The organism is Spiroplasma endosymbiont of Dasysyrphus albostriatus (genome assembly GCF_964019495.1).
Lineage (GTDB): Bacteria > Bacillota_I > Bacilli_A > Mycoplasmatales > VBWQ01 > Spiroplasma_E.
This window is the reverse complement of record NZ_OZ026447.1, coordinates 1,086,348-1,108,561: the sequence shown is the minus strand read 5'-3', so window position 1 is coordinate 1,108,561 and position 22,214 is coordinate 1,086,348. Positions and strand designations below refer to the sequence as shown.

General features: G+C 22.3%; 32 protein-coding genes. 20 read left to right on the top strand and 12 right to left on the bottom strand.

From position 1 onward, the window contains the following. Positions 1 to 20: 20 nt before the first annotated feature. On the bottom strand, positions 21 to 539 hold the full coding sequence (locus AACL11_RS06700; protein WP_338986913.1) for a hypothetical protein: 519 nt from the start codon (positions 537 to 539) through the stop codon (positions 21 to 23). Positions 540 to 1,683: 1,144 nt separating this feature from the next. Between AACL11_RS06700 and AACL11_RS06695 the strand changes: the two genes are divergently transcribed. The 11 genes from AACL11_RS06695 (at position 1,684) to AACL11_RS06645 (ending at position 6,161) form a co-directional block, all read left to right on the top strand. Beyond that, positions 1,684 to 1,893 (top strand): hypothetical protein, encoded by a 210-nt coding sequence (locus AACL11_RS06695; RefSeq protein ID WP_338986911.1) that lies wholly within the window; start codon positions 1,684 to 1,686, stop codon positions 1,891 to 1,893. A gap of 23 nt (positions 1,894 to 1,916) precedes the next feature. Continuing rightward, positions 1,917 to 2,039 (top strand): hypothetical protein, encoded by a 123-nt coding sequence (locus AACL11_RS06690; RefSeq protein ID WP_338986909.1) that lies wholly within the window; start codon positions 1,917 to 1,919, stop codon positions 2,037 to 2,039. Then, positions 2,032 to 2,673 carry a PD-(D/E)XK nuclease family protein gene (locus AACL11_RS06685; RefSeq protein WP_338986907.1) on the top strand — a complete coding sequence of 214 codons (642 nt, stop codon included), beginning with the start codon at positions 2,032 to 2,034 and terminating at the stop codon, positions 2,671 to 2,673. Before AACL11_RS06690 ends, AACL11_RS06685 begins: the two co-directional genes overlap by 8 nt. Beyond that, complete coding sequence (locus tag AACL11_RS06680) at positions 2,663 to 2,887, top strand: hypothetical protein (RefSeq protein ID WP_338986906.1); 225 nt, start codon at positions 2,663 to 2,665, stop codon at positions 2,885 to 2,887. Before AACL11_RS06685 ends, AACL11_RS06680 begins: the two co-directional genes overlap by 11 nt. Next, complete coding sequence (locus AACL11_RS06675) at positions 2,880 to 3,074, top strand: hypothetical protein (protein WP_338986904.1); 195 nt, start codon at positions 2,880 to 2,882, stop codon at positions 3,072 to 3,074. The genes AACL11_RS06680 and AACL11_RS06675 overlap by 8 nt, the downstream gene beginning before the upstream one ends. Further along, complete coding sequence (locus tag AACL11_RS06670) at positions 3,065 to 3,262, top strand: hypothetical protein (protein WP_338986901.1); 198 nt, start codon at positions 3,065 to 3,067, stop codon at positions 3,260 to 3,262. The genes AACL11_RS06675 and AACL11_RS06670 overlap by 10 nt, the downstream gene beginning before the upstream one ends. Positions 3,263 to 3,354: 92 nt before the next feature. Continuing rightward, positions 3,355 to 4,263 carry a recombinase RecT gene (locus tag AACL11_RS06665; protein WP_338986898.1) on the top strand — a complete coding sequence of 303 codons (909 nt, stop codon included), beginning with the start codon at positions 3,355 to 3,357 and terminating at the stop codon, positions 4,261 to 4,263. Between the two features lie 16 nt (positions 4,264 to 4,279). Beyond that, positions 4,280 to 4,447 (top strand): hypothetical protein, encoded by a 168-nt coding sequence (locus AACL11_RS06660; protein ID WP_338986895.1) that lies wholly within the window; start codon positions 4,280 to 4,282, stop codon positions 4,445 to 4,447. Positions 4,448 to 4,739: 292 nt separating this feature from the next. Beyond that, the gene (locus AACL11_RS06655) at positions 4,740 to 4,883 is read left to right on the top strand and encodes a hypothetical protein (protein ID WP_338986892.1); all 144 of its coding nucleotides are present in this window, start codon (positions 4,740 to 4,742) and stop codon (positions 4,881 to 4,883) included. 194 nt (positions 4,884 to 5,077) lie between these two features. Continuing rightward, on the top strand, positions 5,078 to 5,335 hold the full coding sequence (locus tag AACL11_RS06650; protein WP_338986890.1) for a hypothetical protein: 258 nt from the start codon (positions 5,078 to 5,080) through the stop codon (positions 5,333 to 5,335). 1 nt (position 5,336) lies between these two features. Continuing rightward, entirely contained in the window at positions 5,337 to 6,161 is an 825-nt protein-coding gene (locus AACL11_RS06645; RefSeq protein WP_338986888.1) for a hypothetical protein, read from the top strand. A 35-nt stretch (positions 6,162 to 6,196) separates the two neighbouring features. Here AACL11_RS06645 and AACL11_RS06640 read toward each other — a convergent pair whose 3' ends face one another. From AACL11_RS06640 to AACL11_RS06590, 11 genes are all read right to left on the bottom strand, one after another. Beyond that, on the bottom strand, positions 6,197 to 6,403 hold the full coding sequence (locus AACL11_RS06640) for a hypothetical protein (RefSeq protein ID WP_338986885.1): 207 nt from the start codon (positions 6,401 to 6,403) through the stop codon (positions 6,197 to 6,199). A gap of 17 nt (positions 6,404 to 6,420) precedes the next feature. Further along, entirely contained in the window at positions 6,421 to 6,543 is a 123-nt protein-coding gene (locus AACL11_RS06635; RefSeq protein WP_338986882.1) for a hypothetical protein, read from the bottom strand. A gap of 4 nt (positions 6,544 to 6,547) precedes the next feature. Next, positions 6,548 to 8,380 carry a hypothetical protein gene (locus AACL11_RS06630; RefSeq protein WP_338986879.1) on the bottom strand — a complete coding sequence of 611 codons (1,833 nt, stop codon included), beginning with the start codon at positions 8,378 to 8,380 and terminating at the stop codon, positions 6,548 to 6,550. Beyond that, positions 8,364 to 9,143, bottom strand: a complete 780-nt coding sequence (locus AACL11_RS06625; RefSeq protein WP_338986877.1) for a hypothetical protein — start codon at positions 9,141 to 9,143, stop codon at positions 8,364 to 8,366. The genes AACL11_RS06630 and AACL11_RS06625 overlap by 17 nt, the downstream gene beginning before the upstream one ends. Before the next feature lie 5 nt (positions 9,144 to 9,148). Further along, complete coding sequence (locus AACL11_RS06620) at positions 9,149 to 10,342, bottom strand: hypothetical protein (RefSeq protein WP_338986874.1); 1,194 nt, start codon at positions 10,340 to 10,342, stop codon at positions 9,149 to 9,151. A gap of 4 nt (positions 10,343 to 10,346) precedes the next feature. Further along, positions 10,347 to 10,817 (bottom strand): hypothetical protein, encoded by a 471-nt coding sequence (locus AACL11_RS06615; protein ID WP_338986871.1) that lies wholly within the window; start codon positions 10,815 to 10,817, stop codon positions 10,347 to 10,349. A gap of 16 nt (positions 10,818 to 10,833) precedes the next feature. After that, the gene (locus tag AACL11_RS06610) at positions 10,834 to 13,689 is read right to left on the bottom strand and encodes a hypothetical protein (RefSeq protein WP_338986868.1); all 2,856 of its coding nucleotides are present in this window, start codon (positions 13,687 to 13,689) and stop codon (positions 10,834 to 10,836) included. Beyond that, positions 13,658 to 14,953 (bottom strand): hypothetical protein, encoded by a 1,296-nt coding sequence (locus tag AACL11_RS06605; RefSeq protein WP_338986865.1) that lies wholly within the window; start codon positions 14,951 to 14,953, stop codon positions 13,658 to 13,660. Before AACL11_RS06605 ends, AACL11_RS06610 begins: the two co-directional genes overlap by 32 nt. Positions 14,954 to 14,956: 3 nt before the next feature. Further along, positions 14,957 to 16,309 carry a phage terminase large subunit gene (locus AACL11_RS06600; RefSeq protein WP_338986862.1) on the bottom strand — a complete coding sequence of 451 codons (1,353 nt, stop codon included), beginning with the start codon at positions 16,307 to 16,309 and terminating at the stop codon, positions 14,957 to 14,959. Further along, on the bottom strand, positions 16,303 to 16,698 hold the full coding sequence (locus AACL11_RS06595; RefSeq protein ID WP_338986859.1) for a terminase small subunit: 396 nt from the start codon (positions 16,696 to 16,698) through the stop codon (positions 16,303 to 16,305). Before AACL11_RS06595 ends, AACL11_RS06600 begins: the two co-directional genes overlap by 7 nt. Positions 16,699 to 16,870: 172 nt before the next feature. After that, positions 16,871 to 17,212, bottom strand: coding sequence for a hypothetical protein (locus AACL11_RS06590; RefSeq protein WP_338986856.1), 342 nt, complete (start codon positions 17,210 to 17,212; stop codon positions 16,871 to 16,873). Positions 17,213 to 17,425: 213 nt separating this feature from the next. Between AACL11_RS06590 and AACL11_RS06585 the strand changes: the two genes are divergently transcribed. The 9 genes from AACL11_RS06585 (at position 17,426) to AACL11_RS06545 (ending at position 21,922) form a co-directional block, all read left to right on the top strand. Further along, positions 17,426 to 18,613 (top strand): Mbov_0401 family ICE element transposase-like protein, encoded by a 1,188-nt coding sequence (locus AACL11_RS06585; protein WP_338986853.1) that lies wholly within the window; start codon positions 17,426 to 17,428, stop codon positions 18,611 to 18,613. Between the two features lie 545 nt (positions 18,614 to 19,158). Then, on the top strand, positions 19,159 to 19,368 hold the full coding sequence (locus tag AACL11_RS06580) for a hypothetical protein (protein WP_338986911.1): 210 nt from the start codon (positions 19,159 to 19,161) through the stop codon (positions 19,366 to 19,368). Positions 19,369 to 19,391: 23 nt separating this feature from the next. After that, positions 19,392 to 19,514, top strand: a complete 123-nt coding sequence (locus AACL11_RS06575; protein WP_338986909.1) for a hypothetical protein — start codon at positions 19,392 to 19,394, stop codon at positions 19,512 to 19,514. Next, positions 19,507 to 20,148, top strand: a complete 642-nt coding sequence (locus tag AACL11_RS06570) for a PD-(D/E)XK nuclease family protein (RefSeq protein ID WP_338986907.1) — start codon at positions 19,507 to 19,509, stop codon at positions 20,146 to 20,148. The genes AACL11_RS06575 and AACL11_RS06570 overlap by 8 nt, the downstream gene beginning before the upstream one ends. Further along, entirely contained in the window at positions 20,138 to 20,362 is a 225-nt protein-coding gene (locus tag AACL11_RS06565) for a hypothetical protein (RefSeq protein ID WP_338986906.1), read from the top strand. Before AACL11_RS06570 ends, AACL11_RS06565 begins: the two co-directional genes overlap by 11 nt. Beyond that, on the top strand, positions 20,355 to 20,549 hold the full coding sequence (locus AACL11_RS06560) for a hypothetical protein (protein WP_338986904.1): 195 nt from the start codon (positions 20,355 to 20,357) through the stop codon (positions 20,547 to 20,549). The genes AACL11_RS06565 and AACL11_RS06560 overlap by 8 nt, the downstream gene beginning before the upstream one ends. Beyond that, entirely contained in the window at positions 20,540 to 20,737 is a 198-nt protein-coding gene (locus AACL11_RS06555) for a hypothetical protein (RefSeq protein WP_338986901.1), read from the top strand. Before AACL11_RS06560 ends, AACL11_RS06555 begins: the two co-directional genes overlap by 10 nt. A gap of 92 nt (positions 20,738 to 20,829) precedes the next feature. Then, positions 20,830 to 21,738, top strand: coding sequence for a recombinase RecT (locus tag AACL11_RS06550; RefSeq protein WP_338986898.1), 909 nt, complete (start codon positions 20,830 to 20,832; stop codon positions 21,736 to 21,738). 16 nt (positions 21,739 to 21,754) lie between these two features. Further along, positions 21,755 to 21,922, top strand: coding sequence for a hypothetical protein (locus AACL11_RS06545; protein WP_338986895.1), 168 nt, complete (start codon positions 21,755 to 21,757; stop codon positions 21,920 to 21,922). Positions 21,923 to 22,214 lie beyond the last annotated feature (292 nt).

Here is a 22,214-nt window from a genome sequence, read left to right as displayed (position 1 = left end):
AATAATCTAATTTATTTTGTTTACATGTTCAACAAAAATACTTTTTCATTATGAGTTGAAATTTCCTTATATGAAGTAACTATGTAATTAATTGGTAAATCATCTTTATTATATGGATTATTTATTTTAAAACCTTTTCTGTTTTCTTCTCACGTAATGTTATATTTAAAACAAGGATTAGTAATTTTAGTTTTGTTATCTGTTATTTCACCCATAAATCAACTATTATGCTGTTCATAAAATGTTAATGGTTCAAGTTTTATATCATTAATATAATATTCTTTTGGAATAGTTGGTTTATTAACAGTTATTTTTTGGTCTTTAATATATGGTTCTAATAATTTTATTAATTCATTACCGCTTAATTCTCTTTTAATATTTTCTAAATTAAAAACTCAATATGTATATTTATCATCAGCAATAAAACTATTATTTTTAACCATTCATTTTGGACATTGTAATTTATATTCACCATAATCAATAAGAATAGATTGTGGTTTATCTTTAATAATTTGTTCTTTTTTAAATTCTATTTGCATAATAATCCTTTCCTAATATGTTCTGTTGCTTCTAGCATAAAGAACATATAATTTGATTTTTAGATTATTAATAATACTACTATTCGTTTTATTCATTCCATGAAAACTGGGCTCAAAAATAAATTGTGAAATTTTAAAAAACATTGAGGCATTCGATTCAATATTTATTTAATTTGTGTTAAACAAATTAATACTTTAATTGAACCGGCACCGCTCAATTTTTTTTACAAGTTTGAAATTTATTTTCTCGCCCAAAAAAAATTTTTCAAAAAAAATAAAAAATAAAACCAACACTTGCTCACTGAGGAGTGGCAAGGTTGGTTAAATAAATAATAGAATTAATATAATAGGTCCCTACAACAGGTCTATATATACTAGTTTCCAATTCGCTCCCACCCCAAGAATTACCATTACTGGTTAGTATATTTTATTAGGTATCACTCCACTTTTTATTTATCCATGCAAGTCCACATGCTAGCTACTATTTTTAACAACTGTGTTGTAGTTCACTTTTTTAGTTCCCTAACACGTGTTGATAATAGTGCTAAAGACGGTTATTAAAAAATTTTAAAATTTTACAATTACACAAAAAAAGACAAGATTATTTCTTGTCTTTTTCCTTTGAGAATAATTTTTATTTTATCTTATAAAATCTATATTTTTTAAAATACGTCGAATATAAATTTAAATTTAAGGGTAAAAGAGAATTTAATTTGTCTATCATCATTTTTAAATGGTAATTTTGGAAATAAGTTACTAATGTAATAATTAATTATTTCGTAAATTTGACAAGGGCGCATCACTTTAACCCTTAGATTAATAAATGGATAACAAAGAACGATATAACTATCGTTCTTTTTTTGTTAAAAGATTAAAACTTCATAAAACTGTCGTAGAAGTCAAATGGTGAGTACTTTATGTAAATACTTCTATATCAGGATAAAAGCGTGCATTTAAGATGTAAATAGAATTGTTAAGTGAATTTAATTGAGATTAATTTGTAAAAGCAAAAGGAAGCACTTAACCAACAACCCCTGTTTTATCTATATTTTAAATCACTACACCGTAAGGGGGGTTATATATAAATACATACCTCATTAACAATATCATAACACAATAAAAAAAATAAAGGAGAAAAATAAATATGAAATATGTTTACTTATTAAAATATGAAGTTAATTATACTGGTCAAATAAAATATAAGGCTTTTTCAACTGTAGAAAATGCTACTAACTTTCATAGAAATTATAAACATCATTTAATTAAAGATGCTTATATTGAAAAATATGAAATATTAGTAATGGAATTAGACATAAATTTAAATAATAAGGAATTAAATAAAAAACTTAATTAAATTAATGAAAGGTAAAAATATTTATGGAATGTAGAGAATATAGAATGGTTGGTTCTTGTGATAGATGTAGAAAACAATCTTCAATTGGTAATAGATTATGTAATAAATGTTTTTGATTATTAATAGGTAGAAATAAATATGAGTAAATTAATTTTTAAAAAAGAAACTCATCAATATTTTTTAGATGATAAAGAATTAATATCAGTTTCTAGAATTATTGATAATTATTTAGGATTTGGATATAGTCATATCTCAGCAGAAATATTAAAAAATGCTTCAGTTCGTGGTAAATGAGTTCATAAACTTAATGAATTATATTTACAAAATATTAATCAAGAAAATATTATTAATAATTTATTAAAAAAATTAAAACCAATAACAAATTCAATAAATTATTCTTATTGTAAAAAATCACTTATGTTTTTAAAAGAAAAATTTAAAGATAAAAATAATTATGAATTTATTATAGAAAAACCTATTAATGATAGTTTAATTGCTGGAACACCAGATTTAGTTTATTTAGATAAAAAAGAAAATAAATATTATTTAGTTGATTATAAAACATATGCTTGTATTGATGAAGATAAATTAAAAAGAATTAAATTACAATTAAGTGCTTATTTTTGAATATTATTTAAAAGTAATATAGATATATCGACTAAAACCTATATATATTTAACAAATAAAAATATTCAAAAAGAAATTGAAATTGAAATAACAGATGAATGATTAAAAGCAAAAATAAATTATTTTAAAGGAGAAAATCAAAATGGAATATAAACTAGAATATTGTAAAAATAAAAAATGTAATTTTAATGAATTATTAACGAAAAGTATTAATGCCAGAATTGAATATTTAGAATATCAAATTGAAGAAATTAATTTAAGTCAAATAAATGTATGAGAATTAGATGTTTTAAGAGGTCAAATTAAAGAACTAAATATTTTAAAAACTAATATTAAAGAATGATTAAGAAGAAATAAAAATGATTAATGAAAAATCAATTAAAGAAAAAACTATTTATTCTTGTAATTCAATTGAATTTGAAAAATTACCTAAAAAATTAGATAGTAATCTAAATAATTGAATTGAGATTAATAGTCATTTAGTTATTAATCCTAGTAAAAATATTGAAGTACATTTAGATAATAGATTTAAAGGAGTTAAAAGATGAAAGTAGAAAAGACTAAAAAATTACCAATATGAGCAAAGATATTATTATCACCAATAGCAATATTGTTTATTCCATTATTAATAATTGGTTTTATATTTACTTTCATTGGTGGAATATTAACTTTTATTAGTGGATTTATAAATTGTTTAATATTTGGAAAAATTACAATTACAAAGGAAGCAACTTATGGATAAATCAATTTTAATTTTATTAAAACATTTAGGAAAAATTAATAAAAAATTAGATGAAATTTTAGAATTATTAAATAAAAAAGGAGAAGAAAATAATGAGTAATGATTTAACTAATAATAAAAATTCATTAACTATTGAACAATGATTTAATAAAAAAAATCAAGGTAATATTGATAATAAAGAAATACAAAGATTTAAAAGTAATGCTTTAGCAATTAAAAATCAATTAGGTTTATCAAAAACTAGTTTAACTACAATATTAGAAGCATGTTATCAAGCGACATTATTACAATTACCTTTAGAAAAGAATTTTGGTTATTGTTGAGTTGTACCTTTTAATCGTAAATATAAAGATGAAAAAGGTGATTGAATAACTGTTAAAGAAGCACAGTTTCAAATGGGATATAAAGGTTATATTCAATTAGCGCAAAGAAGTCAACAATATAAAAAAATTAATGTTATTGAAGTTAGAGAAGGAGAATTAAAAAAGATTGATTATTTAAAAGATGAAATAAAATTTAAATTTATTGAAAATCCTATTGAAAGATTAAAATCAAAAATAGTAGGTTATTGTGCTTATTTTAAATTAAAAAATGGTTTTGAAAAAAATTTATATTGAACAAGTGAACAGATAATAGAACATTTTAATAAATATAGTGAAACATATAAAAAAAATAAAAAATTTATTGTTAGTGATTTTGATAGTATGGCTAAAAAAACTGTATTAACTCAATTATTAAGAAAATGGGGAATTATGTCAGTTGACATGCAAACTGCTTATGAAAATGACCAAGCAATTATTACTGAAAATGAAAAAATATATATTGATAATCCAAATAATCATATTATTGATATTATTGATTCAAATCCTAAGTTTAAAGAATATCATGATACTATTGATGCTATTACTAATTCAACTGATAATACTGACTTAAATTCTACTTTATCTAAAATAAAAGAATTAGAAAAAGAAGAAGAAATAATAGAAAATTTTGAAGTTTAATAAGGAGAAATAACTAATGATTACTACCGAATTTATGAATATGATATTAAAAAATGAATATAGACTGAAATTAATTACTTGATTAAATAAACAACTTAGTATTTGCTTATGTGATTCTTTAAAAGAAGCCGGCAAACTTACTGCTTATTATAAAGTACTTGAATTTATAGAAAAGGAAGAATAAATAATGGGATATTGAACAAAGTATAAATGTGTTTTTTGTGGAGAAATAATGATTGGTGATGAAGAAAATATTGAACATGTAAGAGAACATAGAAAGGGTATTAGATAATGAAAAAAGTTGAAATTAATAAAGAAAAATTAATTAAATATTTAAATAATCATTCATGTTTACATATGGAATTAATAATTGAATATTTAGAAAAAGGTTACTTTGATAATGAATAAATGTGAACATGAACAATGTCAAGAAATTGAAGAATTAATAGTTAGATTAAAATTAGGAGACTTTGATAATGAAGAAAAGAGATAATGAAATTTGAGAAGCAATTTGTAATAAACAAGAACTAATAAATTGTATATTTAAAGAAATTTTATCAATTAATAAAGAACTAACTGAAATTAGAAAAGAAATAATTGAAATTAAAGAAAATAATTAATATTTAGGCATTTGACATATACTTTTTACCCGCTCCTTTCTTTATTTTATTTAATATGTCAATGTAAGTCCTAATTAAAATTTTATATCTATACAGAATGAAACTATAGAATTATTACAAATTTGGATAACATTATAATTCTATAGTCCACCGTTTACTACGGTGCTGATGAGTTCATAAAAGGATGTGAAATAATGAGAAACATTAGAACTGAATGATTTTATAATGAAAAAAGTCCTAAAGAGATAAAATGTCCAACAGTTGGACTATTAAAAAATAAAGAAGATGCTTTATGTTATTTATTAGCATTAAATTTATATCCAAAATTATATCCACAATATATTTATTATTCATGAATATTAGAAAATAATCAAACTGGATATTTAATTATTTGTGGTAATAATAGAGATACTATTGGAAATATGCAATTTAAATTTATAAAAGGAGAATAAAATGCCAAACGAAAATACACAATCAAATTATACTTTAACTAAATTAATTAGAACTGGTATAAGTCCAATTTGTGCAATAATTGGTACAAGTGCTTATTATGGTCAAGTAATAGGTAATCCAGTATTAGGTTCAATTAATAGTTTATTATTTGGTAAAAAATTAGGTTTAGATATATGAAATTTAAATCAAAGACCAAATACTAAAACTAAATTAATTAATAGTAGTAAAAAAATATTACTAGGTTTAGGAACAATTGGTTTAGCAAATTATGCAAAATTTACTAATGTAGATATTAATCCAAATCCAACAGAAAGTCCAATAACAACTACTACTGTTGACCCTTTTCCACCAGATTTATTATTTGTAGTAAATAATAACCCTAATAATTTAATGGATTGAGATACATATTTTAGTTTAAATGCTTATGGTATATCAAATCTTATTAGTGGATTAACTGAATTAATACCTAATAAATTTGAAGCAATAAGAAAGATTTGTAATATGGCTACTGGTGGATGTTTAATATCAAGTGGTGTAGCAATGGGTATTAATAATGATTTTAATAATGCTTATGCAGTACCTACAATTGTTGCTGGTGCAAGTGAAATTATCCATAATTTATTACCTATGGAAACTACACATCATAATGAAGAAATGCAAGAAACATCATTTAATGATGAAACTACAAGATTAATTAATGACAATAGATTTACTATTAATAGTGAAACTGCAAGTCAATATTATGGTAGTGATAATATGAGCGAAGTACCATTAAATCATGATAATGCTTCATTAAATTGAGATTATAATCATATGAGTTTATAAATAAGTAAAAATGCCTTTAATAGGCATTTTTTTAATTAATAAATACTTTTTACTTCTTGTTGTTTATTAATAGAATTTAATTTACTTTGTAATTTATTAATTTTATTTTGTTTTTTAAGTTGTTTTTTATTAGGGTCTGTTAAAGATTTACCAAAAGCAACGAATGCTTTTCCTAATTTAATTAAAACATAACCTCCATTAATACATAAATTAGCAACTATAATAATTGTTGTAGTATCCATATTAATCACCACCTTTCTTAAAATATTTGATTAATTTTTAATATGATTTTTAAAATGATAAATATAATTAAACCTGCTGTTGCTGATGATAAAATTACTCCTATTAAACCTAAAATAATTTTTATAATTTTAAAAAACATAATATTATTCCTGTAATTCTTCTAATTTTCATACATTACCTTTTAATTTACCTTTTCCAGTATAAATAGTAATCCATTTTGCATGTTGAACTGATAAAATTACTATATTAGCACTATCATTAAAGGTTTGTATTTGTACACCAGCAATTTTTTTATTAGTTATAATAAATTCTTGAATAGTATAAACTGGATTATATATATTTCAAGAATAATAAACTCTATAATGTTTATTCTCTTGAAAATCATAAGTAATTTGTCAATTATCTAATTTATTTTTTTCTCTTGTTCCTACTTCTTTTCATTGTGGAATATTTGGAGTTGGTGTTGGAGGATTATTTTTTAATTCAATATCTCAATTATTTTCTTCTATTTCATTTGTTTCTAAACTTTTTGAATTAATTTTTATAGGTTTATCTATATTAATTACACTTGGTGAAGTAATATTTAATGTATTACTAGTAATTTGATAAGTATTTTCTTTTAATTCTTCAAAACTAAATATAGCACCACCATCAATTTCACATTTAATAAATAAACTTCATTTATTAGTAGATTTAGTATAATCAGCATTAAGAATTAAAGAAGCATCTTTATTATCAATTTTACCAATTAAAAGAGTTCATGTACCAGTTCCAACTGCTTTTGCTGATTTAAACAATAACATTAATGGATAACCATTTTGTTCAGGTGCATTTCTGTGTCATGTTATAAATACACGATATGTTTTATTAAGGTCAATATTAAAATTATCTCATGTTCTATTATCAACTTTCTTTCCTATTACAACTCAATTTTCTTTATCTTGCTTTTTATCTATTTTATCATCTATATATTTTTTATTTGGAATATCTAAATCATCAGTTACAACTGGTTCATTTCTATAAATTAAAGTTTTACCTCCAACATTAGTTTTAATAACTTCATTAACTAATCTTGTAGTACTATTTTTATCATCTTTATTATTAAATATTCTATTTTCATCAACTGAACTACCACCAGTAGCACTAATAGTATTAGTTTTTTCATCAATCTTAATATTTTCACCAGCAGTTAATTTATCTTGTTTTTTATCAACATATTCTTTATTGGTTGCATCACTTAAAAATGTAGGTGTACCAACATCAATAAGTCTTCTTCCATTAGCATCAATACCTTTATTATCTTTGGATTTAATAAAATTAGGATTATCTTTATCAACTTCTCATAATGAATCAATATTACTATCAACATGAATTTTTAATTTAGGAATAGTATCACTAATATCATCTATTTTTATACCAACTCCTGCAGTAATTCCTTCTTTTCGTAAAAAAGTTTTATTACCAGAATCTCAAGTTATAACTCTATTATCACTTTCATCAAAAATATTAGGTGTATTAAAATTATCTGTATTACATGAAATACTATTATTTATTGCTTTTCTTGGTGTATGTAAATTTGCTTGTTGTAATAAATTATATACTTCCATTAATACATAATCTGGTTCACTTGGAGGACTAATACTACTTGATAAACCATTACCACTAATAGATACACTACTTCTTATAAATGCCATTCCATCAGTTAAATAATATATAGTCATTCTTGCTGTTGCTCTTTTAACTAATTGTTGTTGTGTTTCATTAAGATTTTTAAATCCTATGACTTCAATTTGATTACCAGTAATAGTATTAATTCTTTCACTTGATATAGCAATTGCCATAATAGTAAAATCAGTTTTAGTATTATCAGTAGTAGTTTGGTCAGCATCTGGTATAAAACCATATATAGTTTTTAAATCATCTTTTGTAATATAATTTAAATTTACATTTCAATCAATATTATTTTTGTTTTCCATAATCTTTATACCTTCCATATCCTTGTACTGCTTGTGATTTATTAACTGTACTAATAACTGATTTATTAGGTTTAGTTACTGCTATATTTAATTGATTAACATTTTTTCTAACAGTAGCATTCATTTCTTTTCTAGTTTTATTAACTCCACCTAAATATTCTCTTATAAAAACACTATTAGCACCAGTACCATAAGCACCCATAGACTTACACATATCAATTCAAGTTTCTCTTGAAACATTAAAATAATCATATGATTTACTTAAATTAGTTCTATATGTTAATGTAGCAATGCCATAAGTACCAGATTGTGCTTGTATTACTGGAGTTCATATACCACCCGCTAATGCACTACTTGAAAGATTTACATAAATTCCAATCATAGAATCATAATCTTGCTCAGTTAAAGAATTAATAATAATTTCTTTACCTTTATCCATTAATGACTTACCATTTAAATATTGTTTTTGAATATGTTGTAATTTAGCAATATTATTATTAGTAATATGTGTCATTATTTTTTTATGAATTACTGGTAAATTTGTTAATTTTTGTAAAACTTGTTGAAATTCAGATAATTCTTTTTGTGATTTACCTTGACCTAATACTTTTGACATTAATTGATTTTTTAATATTCCTGCTGGATTTTTTAAAAAACTATTAAATAAATTATTATTTTTTTTAAATTTTTCTATTAATTCAGCAGTTTGAATATCACTAACAGCAGTTTCTAATATTATTCTTAAAAGTAAGATAATAGGCATTTAAATTACTTCTTTGTAAAAGTTACTTGTAAAGAACCATCATATAAAGTTTTACCTTCAACATTAGCACTTGTTGCTGTTAAATCTGAAAAATTAGCATTACCTTTTCTATAATTAGGGTTTTTAGCAATAACTGCTTTTTCTACTTCATCTGCAGTTGGTGTTGCTCCCGCCATATCAATTTTTCCTAATTTAGTTCTTTCAATTGCTGTTGCAATATCTACATTTGAACTAACTGTAAATCCTTTAACTAAATCTGGACGTAATGCTTTACCTTCTGAAACTAAAAACTTATGAAAATTTTTAACATTTGAATTTGTTTGTAATAAATAAGTATTATCTAAACCACGATTAAATGGAAATGCTAATGCTTCTTTATGAACTAATACAGCATCACAACCTCTAAAATCAAATGCTTCTTGTTTATCAATAGTATTACCAGCCGGATAATTTCTACCTAATCATGGACATTCTACAATTTTAATTCCACCAATTTCTACAATTTTACCATCTTTTAATGCTTGACTTGCACTATCACTACCTAATGTAGTTGTTGCTAATAATATTAATGGTTTAAAAAAACTAGATACTCATAATGTATAATCTTCTTCATCAGTACCAATATATTCATCATTAATTCTTGATTTTAATGTTGCTAATGTATTTGAAATTTTTAATCATAATAATAATCTATAATCATCTACTTTTGGAGTTTGTGGTAATGCAATTTTAATAATGTCATTATCTTGTGCTGTTTTAACTGCTAATTGCATTAATTTAGCAACTAAATATACTTCTACTGATTTTGCTTTTGCATCAATTCAATCACTAGCAAGACTATCAGCAATAGTAATACCACCATTTTCAAATTTTGCTCCCATTCTTTTTAAGTCAAGAGTTTCAATTTCATAACCAATTTGTTTGCTTTTATTTAATAAAATTTGTTCTGTTCTAAGTGCAGTTACATCATTAGCACCAGCACCAGCAGTATAATCTTCTGTAAGATTTCTTTTAGTAACATTATAAACAGCAGTACCAGCATCTAATTGTTCTCTATTTTCTACTGTTGCATTAATTAATGCTACTCTCTTTGATAATAAAACTTTTAAATTTTTAATATATTTTACAGATAAATCCGCTTTACCACTAGGTGTACTAGGGTCATTAATTGTTGTTGATTGTGTTGTAATAATTGCCATATTTTTAACCTACCATTCCTATTTTTCTAGTATCTACTTCATCTTCTTTAAATTTATCTTTTACATCTAAAGAATTACTAATATTTGTATCTTTTTTATTATTAAATAAATGTGGAAAATCTTTATTTAAATTTGATAATTCTTCATCAATATCTTCTTTATCTCCAAGATATCTTTTTAATAAATTTACATTTTCTTGTGATAAATCATATTTTTTATAACTTTCTAAATGTCTAATTTCTCTATCTTTATCAGTTTTTTCTTTATATAAAGTATTATATTTTTCTTCTAATTCTTTATATTTATCTTCTAAAGTTGGTTCTTTAGATTCTTCATTTTCTGGTTCTTTTTTGTCTTCAGATTCAGATTCTTTTTTGGTATTTTCTTCTGATTTTATTTCTTCTTCCTTAGTTTCTTCTTGTTCATCTTTTTCTTCCATAGTATTACCTTCTTTCATTTCATTTTCATTTAACATAATTACCACCACCTTTCTAAGTTGAACTTTTTGGATTAATTACCAATGATGTAGTTTGAAGATTTCAATTTTCTTCAAATTTTTCATAAAATGGAGCGACTGTTTGATTGGTCAATGGAGTTGTAATAATAAATTGATATTGAATTGATATTCAATCATCACTATCACCTTTAAATGCCATTATTTTAAATCAAATTGAATTTAATATTTTAACACCACTACTTGGATTGTCATTTGTTGATATTAAATTATTGATATATATATTTTTTAATCTTTCAGTATTAGTTAAAGAAGCAATTTGGTCAAATTTATTATCTTTAAAAATATTATTAATATTAAATGTTCAATTATTATTCATATCTATGTGATTACCAGAATTATTATTATAAATAATATCATTATCTTGAAAACTTGCATTTAAACCTTGACCATCAGTGATATTACCAATCTCATTTAATTTAATAGTAATAGGTGTAAATCAGTTTTTAGAATTAGTATAATTTAATCCCAAATATTTATTTGAGTATATTGCATTCATATTAAAATTAAAATTAAATGTTATACTTTCATAATCATCTTTAAATTTCTCAATGTTCTCATATCCGTAATCTTTAACATTAATATCTATATAGTTTAAAAATTTACCGGTTTCTTGATTTTCTCTTCAATTTGGTTTCATTTTATAGTAATGTAAATCTTTACTTGATAATGGTTCAGAAATATTATTATTAATTCCATATTGACTTTGATTACTTAAATCAATAAATATAGGATGCGCTCTCTCTATTATTGGGGGTGGTTGTATTGCTTGAGGATAATTAAATGGTTTGTCAAATTTAAAAGTATTATTTGCTAAAATAAATGTATTTTGAATTAATCTACTATTATTACTTGCTTTACCTACTGTTTGATAAGTACCACTTCAAATACTAAAATTATCATTAACAGCACCATCTCTATTATCTGGCATTGAATAAAATGTTATTTTAAAATTACTTTTTCCTACAACTTTAATATCAATCATATCAATTGCTCATTTTACTATATTAGTATTAGTAAAATTTGGTGGTTGTAATAATGATGTATCAATATCATCTTTTGCTAATAAATTAACTAAATTTTTATTTTTAATATCTAATTGGCCTAAATTTACTGTTTCTTGTACAGTATTATCATTAAATGATTGATTATTAATATCAAATCTTGCCATTGATAATTTATCAGTTAAATTAAATGTAAATGATGTCATATGACTTGCTGTACCTAATACAGATTGAATAGTATCTGGAGTATCATTTCTAAATACATCTAATGGAATTAATGCTGGATTAGTACTTTGTGAACTATATAATAATGTTGTATAAAAATTATATAATTCAGCAGATATTAAACCATTTATATAAGGAAATTGAGGTATTAATAAATTACTTGATAATTTAGCACCAATATCTAAACCACCAACAAATACATTCATAAATGAACCAAATACTGGAATAGTATTAAGATTAATTTTAATTGTTTCTCTTGGAGTTAAAGGAATTTCACTAATAGGATTATAAATAAAATAATGTAAAGCATTAATAGTATTTAATTGCTTAAATTTATTATTATTCATATTATAATGAGTATTACCAATAAATTTTTTATTATTTTTATTATAATATTGAAAATATGGATTACCAGCAGTTGCATAATTATAATCTTCAATTTCAGCACCATTTAAAAAATTATTATCTCAATAATTTACTAATCTATTTGATACATCAACTTTATTAGTATTTTTAGTTTTTTCAACATTAGTTCTTAAATGTCCCTCATAATGCTTCGTTGCACCATCATCATAATTTGGTGAAATTACTTTTTGTCAATCTTGATAACTATCCATTGTACTTTCACCACGTACAGTTAAAACATAATTAGTTTCTGGTAATGCTTGAAAACTTACTGGGTCATAAGTTGAACATTGATATTGTCATGGAAATAATAATTTAGTTGGATATTGTCTATATTTATGTTCTTTAGTATTATCTGAAATATCAATATCTCTACCTCATAATGCTATTGAAATAGGTTTTACTGAACCATAAAAAGATACTTGACAATGAGTAACTGGTAATGGAGTTAAATAATTACCATCCAAAACAATATTATTATTTTCATCTAATGCTGGTAATGCAACTGGGTCGCCAGGTGCACCTAATTGTACATATTGATTAATAGCTAATCCACTTGTTGCTAATTTATCATTTAAACTACTAAAAGTACATTGAATATATGCTAATTCTTTATTTTCATTATTATAAGTTTTACTAGCAACTTCTAGAATATATCACTGTCTATCAACTTTAATTGATTTATCAGTATTTATAACTTTATTAATTTCTGGAATCATATATAACTTATATAAATTTGCAACAATATTATTAATAAAATTAAAATTCTTTTTTTCATTTGGAATATTAATAACTACATTTTTAATTGCTTGTTCTTGAATAAAAGCATTATTTGCTGGTGTAGCACTATAAGTAATACCTAATTGGTCACTTAATATATTTCCATAAAATACATCACCAATTTGTAATTGTTTATATGCTAAATCTGGATTATCTTTATCTTGAATAGGATAATAAGAATGGTCTCAAACTGCTTGTATTGCTTCTCTACCAGTGAATATCTTACTAAAACTAGTATAATCATTAGGAATACTAGTTGGTGGTTTATAACCACCATTTGTTGAATTTATAGCACCTAAAATAATAGTAAAAGGACATACACGAAATTGTAAATCTTTATTTTGTGTAAAATCTTTTTCAATTTCACCTGTACTTTTTCAAACTGTTTTAATTAATTGATGATTTATTTTCGGTATCATTTTTAGTTTCTCCTAAAAAAGTATTATTAAATTCAATTTCTTCTTTTTGATATTTTCTATTTTCTTCAATAATTTGTTGTGCTTCTTCTTCACTAACACCATATCTTTTAACAATAATTCTTTTAATATTAGTAATTCCTAATCTTAATTCAACTTCATCAATTTCAAGTGATTTTAATCTATCTGTAATAGTATTTTCTTTAATTTCAAATGTTCATTTAGATTTATCACCATCTAATCCCATTAAAATAAAACATCTTTGAAATATTTCATTTCAATCACTTTGATTTAAAGTTCTTTTAATTCTTGTAGTTTCCATATCTCTACTATTTGTAATTAATACTTCTGCTTCTGTTTTTTGACTTGTAGTATCATTTACTGGACTATATCCACTACCTTCAAACGCTTTATCAATAATAAATTGTATAAAATCTGCATATTTATCTAATACTGGATTACCTTGTATTATGGCAATTGGTGGTGTACCACTAGTACTTCCCGGACTTCTTAAATTTGCTTGTAATACAAAATCACCAAATAATTCATTCATATCAATTGCAGTTGTAGTTTGATTTATTTCTTGTTGAGTAATATCTGCAAATACTCTTGAACGATTATATTTAAGTTCTTTTCAAATAATTTCAAAGGTATGATTTAATAATTTTTGTAAGCCTTTACAAGCAGTCATATCTGGATAATAATCACCAATAACTCCACCAAAGAAATTCTTTTTAGGTAAATTTTGCATAAATTTAACTGGTATAATACCTAAATTATGATTTTCTATTAATGGTAATTTTAAATCTTCACTTATTTTTTCTTGTAAACCATCTAAAGTAACTGTATCACTAGTAAAATATCTAATAATTTGATTTGGAGTATATGTTGTTTTAACATAAATACTTTGGTCATCATATTGTACTCTTGACCATGTTGATGCACTATATTCAGTTTCTAATACTCTAGCTACTCTTGATTGAGCATATGGTTGAGCAAAATTTAATGCTATTCTTCCAGTTTTACTTCTATCAATTTGCACAATACTATAACCATAACCAGATTTAATATGACAATCTTGATAAAATAATGAATCTAAATTATTTCATTCTTTTAATTTTTCAATAGCATTTTTATATTCTGGATGTTCACTTGTTAAAGTATAACCATTACCTCATAATAATTTACTTGCATGATTTGCTATTATTTCTTGAAGATTTATCATACATCACTTAGCAGTTAATATTTCAGTATTATGATTATTCATATGTTACTTCCTTTCAAAATAAGGATTTATATTTGCACTTAAATTTCTAATATATGGTTCTATAGCATAATCAAAAGCATCACGTAAATGGTCGTTACCCGGCAAAGGTATTTGTTTAATACTTTTTTCATCTCATATTGCTAATCTAAATTCATCTAATAATTCTTGTGCATTCATACTTATATTTAAGCGTTCTGAAGCCATTAAAGCCACATTCTTACCTATTCTAAACTCTAACCTTAATTTCACACAATCTTTAAAATAAAGCCATAAATTAACGTTATATTTAATTGCTGTATCATTTAACATTTCAATAAATGTATAATTACTAAAATCACAATATACTGTTAAACCATATTCATATAACAAATTATTTTCTTTTGCTAATTTAATATAAAACTCTACTACTAATCTTGCTAATTGTTTATTATCATAACGTACTAATTTATTTTCTATTTTTAAACAATCAATAACATTAACAAATTTAAAATTATAATCAAATCCTATTAATAAACATGCCATAGCATCATCTTTAAACCCATAATCTAATCCAGCACTAAATCTATAACTTGGTTGTATTACTCTACTAATTTTAGGAAGTAAATGTGAATATATTCCACCAGATTCATAACCTACTAAACCATGACTTCTTACTCTTGCAGATATCGGGTCAAGAGTTTCAATTTCTAATAATTGTTGTTTATCACTATCTTTTAAATGATTATTTAATTTTCAATTTTGATAATGATAAATAGTATTATCAATAATAGTAAATTGTTCATATTCATTAATAATTTGCTTTTCATTTTGTGGACATGCTGTTACTGTTTTCTTAATAAATTCATTTAAAATACTTCAAGGATTACAACTCTCAATTTCTAATAATTGATTAGCTCCACGAATAGCATCTTTTAAATCTTGATAATCATTTTCAGTAATTTCATATCTTTCATCACTTCATATAATTACATAATCATATAAATAATTACTTGCTAATCCAGTTAATTTAACATTACTATTATCTTGTGCATGTAAATATTTACAAGTTATTTTACTACCATTAAATTCAATAGTTTTTTTAGTTTCACTAATAATAAAATTAATACTAGGATATGTTGCTCTAATAATTTGTTTTAATTCTTGTCAACTATCATTTAATTGTTTTGACATATTACGAATTAAATAAGCATGAATATTAATATTATCTAACATTAATAAAATACCAAGAAATTCAATATCACTAAATGTTTTACCAGATTTACGACTACCTAATTGTTTAATTTTAGTAATATTTAAAGGTTGTTTTAAATACATTCTTTTAGCAATATCTAATAAATAACCAAAATTATTTAACATTTATTCTTACCTTTATTTTCTAAACTAATTGCTATAGGGGCGACGTTATCACTGTTCTTTATATCAATTTTAGTTGATAAATGATATTTATTAACATATGCTCTTTCTAAATATCATGATGAAGTATTAGCATTAGAAGTTAAATATCTTTGTAAATTTAAGTGTTCAATTTGAGAATGCGCTCAATTAATTTGTTGTAAAAAAGTATTTCTCTTTTTTTGTTTTCAAGTCCTAATAGTACTTTCTGTTATATCTAAATAAATTAACATACCTAACTTAGTAGGAACTTCTTTATTATCATTACAATGAGTAAAATAATTTACTAATTCTTGTTTTAAGACTTTTGCATCATTAAAAATTGTTCTTATTTTTATTTTTTCTTCTTGCACATAAAAATCTCCTTTCATATGCTTTAAAAACACAAAAATTATGATATAATTAATATAATCTTTAAGTTAACTTTGGCTCAATAACTTATTAATTTTATTAATTACTTCATATATTTTTTTATTTAATTTTTATAATATAATTATAACAAAAAATAGCATTTATATGCTATTTTTAAAATTTTTTTAAGCAATTAGTACATATAGTTTCTGGATTATCTTTTACTTTAAAACAAATTCCACAAACTTTTTTTTTCTGTTCATCATTTAAAATATTATAAATCCCCAATTCTTTTGTTTTTTCTTCTTCTTTTTTAGTACTAAAGTTTTTATTATTTCATAAAATTGCTCATCCAAGAATTAAACCAAATATATTTAAAGTAATAAATAATATTACTACTCCCATAGCATTATTTTTAAGACAATATTTAATTCCAAAACGTATTAATATAATTCAAATAACTGCTCCTATTATTCCAAAAGATATTCATAATCCTAAATCCATTTTTACTTTCATTTTCCTTTTCTATTTATATTTTTCTTTATTGTACATTATTTTATTAAAAAAGAAAAGATAACTAATAAAAGTTATCTTTTAAACGTAAATAGAATTTGCAGTTTATTTTATCGTTCTTTAATATTATACTCTAAAACCAAACATTTTTCAACAATAATTTAGTAAATTTGTTAGAATAGTTAGGAAAAAAAATAAATAGAAAGGTGTTAAAAAATGTTTAGTTTTAAAGAATTTCTAAAATCTGAAATCACTAATATTTTAGCAAAATATTTTCAAAAAATCCATGATTATGATGAGTATTTTTTTCTAAATAGAGATAAAAATCAATATAAAGTTGCTTGAACATGTAATAGAACAGTAAATACTCCAATTGGAATGGATACTTTTAAACAAAGAGTTTATTGAGATGAAATTAATCAAAAATATCATTATCCAATTTATGAAGAATTTGGTATTAAAAAAAGAGCAAGAATTACTAATGATTTATATTTTGCAATATTAGATAATTTAATTGAAAATTTAATAAGTAAAAAAGGTTATTTTAATATTCAATCAGAATTTAAATATACTTCTTTTTCTAAAAATCTTATTTCAAGAATTTTTAAAAATGTAAAAATTGAAAAATTTATACCAGAACAAAAATTTAAAGTATTAGATAATGAAAAATTAAATATATGTGCAGATGATGCTTATATAACTTGTTGAGATGAAAATGGTTTAAAACAACAATATTGTTGTAGACTTTTAACTTATAATTTAGGAAGAAAAGAAATTTATTCATATAGAAATAAATTAGAAAAGAAAATAACTTCATTTATGTTATTTAAAACTAATAATGCTCCAAAACAAGAAGAATTACATAATTTTACAATGCAAACTATTAATAATTATTATGATATTAAATTAAATATATTTGCTATTAATTGAGAATATAATAATTATAATTTAGTAGTTGCTGGTGATGGTGCATTATGAATTAGAGCAATGGCTAGTTGATTGGGTTGTTATTATATTTTAGATAAATATCATGCTTATAGTTATTTATGAAAATCTTTTGTTAATGTTCGTGGTAAACATCAAAAGAAAGCACTTGATTGAACAAATTATTTAGATGTAACAACTACTTTTTCAAATGGTAGTTATAATCAATTAATTACTATTTTAGAAAATAATCATAATAAAGTTACTAAAAAAACTTATAATTATTTTAAAAATAATGAACAAGGAATTATTAATCAAAATGCTTCATGAAATATAGGATGTAGTGCTGAAAGTGATGTATATCATTTTTTAAAATCTTTAACTAATGGAGCAAAAATATATAATTATCAAACATTAAATAATATGTTAATAGCAAAAGCAAATTATTTAAATACTAGAAGTTATCTTAATAGTACTTAATAAGTTAAAACTTAATATTTTTTATTTCTAATTTTAAGATTAGGATTTTTGTGTTATTTAAATGTAATTTTGAAATTATATATTTTAATATTTTTAAAATATATGTTATAATTTAATTAACAAATCATAGAATTTGCAGTTATATTGTTAATGTTAGTCAAAATTCTAAGGGTTAATCTCATACGTCCTTTGAGGGCGCATCACTTTAACCCTTAGATTAATAAATGGATAACAAAGAACGATATAACTATCGTTCTTTTTTTGTTAAAAGATTAAAACTTCATAAAACTGTCGTAGAAGTCAAATGGTGAGTACTTTATGTAAATACTTCTATATCAGGATAAAAGCGTGCATTTAAGATGTAAATAGAATTGTTAAGTGAATTTAATTGAGATTAATTTGTAAAAGCAAAAGGAAGCACTTAACCAACAACCCCTGTTTTATCTATATTTTAAATCACTACACCGTAAGGGGGGTTATATATAAATACATACCTCATTAACAATATCATAACACAATAAAAAAAATAAAGGAGAAAAATAAATATGAAATATGTTTACTTATTAAAATATGAAGTTAATTATACTGGTCAAATAAAATATAAGGCTTTTTCAACTGTAGAAAATGCTACTAACTTTCATAGAAATTATAAACATCATTTAATTAAAGATGCTTATATTGAAAAATATGAAATATTAGTAATGGAATTAGACATAAATTTAAATAATAAGGAATTAAATAAAAAACTTAATTAAATTAATGAAAGGTAAAAATATTTATGGAATGTAGAGAATATAGAATGGTTGGTTCTTGTGATAGATGTAGAAAACAATCTTCAATTGGTAATAGATTATGTAATAAATGTTTTTGATTATTAATAGGTAGAAATAAATATGAGTAAATTAATTTTTAAAAAAGAAACTCATCAATATTTTTTAGATGATAAAGAATTAATATCAGTTTCTAGAATTATTGATAATTATTTAGGATTTGGATATAGTCATATCTCAGCAGAAATATTAAAAAATGCTTCAGTTCGTGGTAAATGAGTTCATAAACTTAATGAATTATATTTACAAAATATTAATCAAGAAAATATTATTAATAATTTATTAAAAAAATTAAAACCAATAACAAATTCAATAAATTATTCTTATTGTAAAAAATCACTTATGTTTTTAAAAGAAAAATTTAAAGATAAAAATAATTATGAATTTATTATAGAAAAACCTATTAATGATAGTTTAATTGCTGGAACACCAGATTTAGTTTATTTAGATAAAAAAGAAAATAAATATTATTTAGTTGATTATAAAACATATGCTTGTATTGATGAAGATAAATTAAAAAGAATTAAATTACAATTAAGTGCTTATTTTTGAATATTATTTAAAAGTAATATAGATATATCGACTAAAACCTATATATATTTAACAAATAAAAATATTCAAAAAGAAATTGAAATTGAAATAACAGATGAATGATTAAAAGCAAAAATAAATTATTTTAAAGGAGAAAATCAAAATGGAATATAAACTAGAATATTGTAAAAATAAAAAATGTAATTTTAATGAATTATTAACGAAAAGTATTAATGCCAGAATTGAATATTTAGAATATCAAATTGAAGAAATTAATTTAAGTCAAATAAATGTATGAGAATTAGATGTTTTAAGAGGTCAAATTAAAGAACTAAATATTTTAAAAACTAATATTAAAGAATGATTAAGAAGAAATAAAAATGATTAATGAAAAATCAATTAAAGAAAAAACTATTTATTCTTGTAATTCAATTGAATTTGAAAAATTACCTAAAAAATTAGATAGTAATCTAAATAATTGAATTGAGATTAATAGTCATTTAGTTATTAATCCTAGTAAAAATATTGAAGTACATTTAGATAATAGATTTAAAGGAGTTAAAAGATGAAAGTAGAAAAGACTAAAAAATTACCAATATGAGCAAAGATATTATTATCACCAATAGCAATATTGTTTATTCCATTATTAATAATTGGTTTTATATTTACTTTCATTGGTGGAATATTAACTTTTATTAGTGGATTTATAAATTGTTTAATATTTGGAAAAATTACAATTACAAAGGAAGCAACTTATGGATAAATCAATTTTAATTTTATTAAAACATTTAGGAAAAATTAATAAAAAATTAGATGAAATTTTAGAATTATTAAATAAAAAAGGAGAAGAAAATAATGAGTAATGATTTAACTAATAATAAAAATTCATTAACTATTGAACAATGATTTAATAAAAAAAATCAAGGTAATATTGATAATAAAGAAATACAAAGATTTAAAAGTAATGCTTTAGCAATTAAAAATCAATTAGGTTTATCAAAAACTAGTTTAACTACAATATTAGAAGCATGTTATCAAGCGACATTATTACAATTACCTTTAGAAAAGAATTTTGGTTATTGTTGAGTTGTACCTTTTAATCGTAAATATAAAGATGAAAAAGGTGATTGAATAACTGTTAAAGAAGCACAGTTTCAAATGGGATATAAAGGTTATATTCAATTAGCGCAAAGAAGTCAACAATATAAAAAAATTAATGTTATTGAAGTTAGAGAAGGAGAATTAAAAAAGATTGATTATTTAAAAGATGAAATAAAATTTAAATTTATTGAAAATCCTATTGAAAGATTAAAATCAAAAATAGTAGGTTATTGTGCTTATTTTAAATTAAAAAATGGTTTTGAAAAAAATTTATATTGAACAAGTGAACAGATAATAGAACATTTTAATAAATATAGTGAAACATATAAAAAAAATAAAAAATTTATTGTTAGTGATTTTGATAGTATGGCTAAAAAAACTGTATTAACTCAATTATTAAGAAAATGGGGAATTATGTCAGTTGACATGCAAACTGCTTATGAAAATGACCAAGCAATTATTACTGAAAATGAAAAAATATATATTGATAATCCAAATAATCATATTATTGATATTATTGATTCAAATCCTAAGTTTAAAGAATATCATGATACTATTGATGCTATTACTAATTCAACTGATAATACTGACTTAAATTCTACTTTATCTAAAATAAAAGAATTAGAAAAAGAAGAAGAAATAATAGAAAATTTTGAAGTTTAATAAGGAGAAATAACTAATGATTACTACCGAATTTATGAATATGATATTAAAAAATGAATATAGACTGAAATTAATTACTTGATTAAATAAACAACTTAGTATTTGCTTATGTGATTCTTTAAAAGAAGCCGGCAAACTTACTGCTTATTATAAAGTACTTGAATTTATAGAAAAGGAAGAATAAATAATGGGATATTGAACAAAGTATAAATGTGTTTTTTGTGGAGAAATAATGATTGGTGATGAAGAAAATATTGAACATGTAAGAGAACATAGAAAGGGTATTAGATAATGAAAAAAGTTGAAATTAATAAAGAAAAATTAATTAAATATTTAAATAATCATTCATGTTTACATATGGAATTAATAATTGAATATTTAGAAAAAGGTTACTTTGATAATGAATAAATGTGAACATGAACAATGTCAAGAAATTGAAGAATTAATAGTTAGATTAAAATTAGGAGACTTTGATA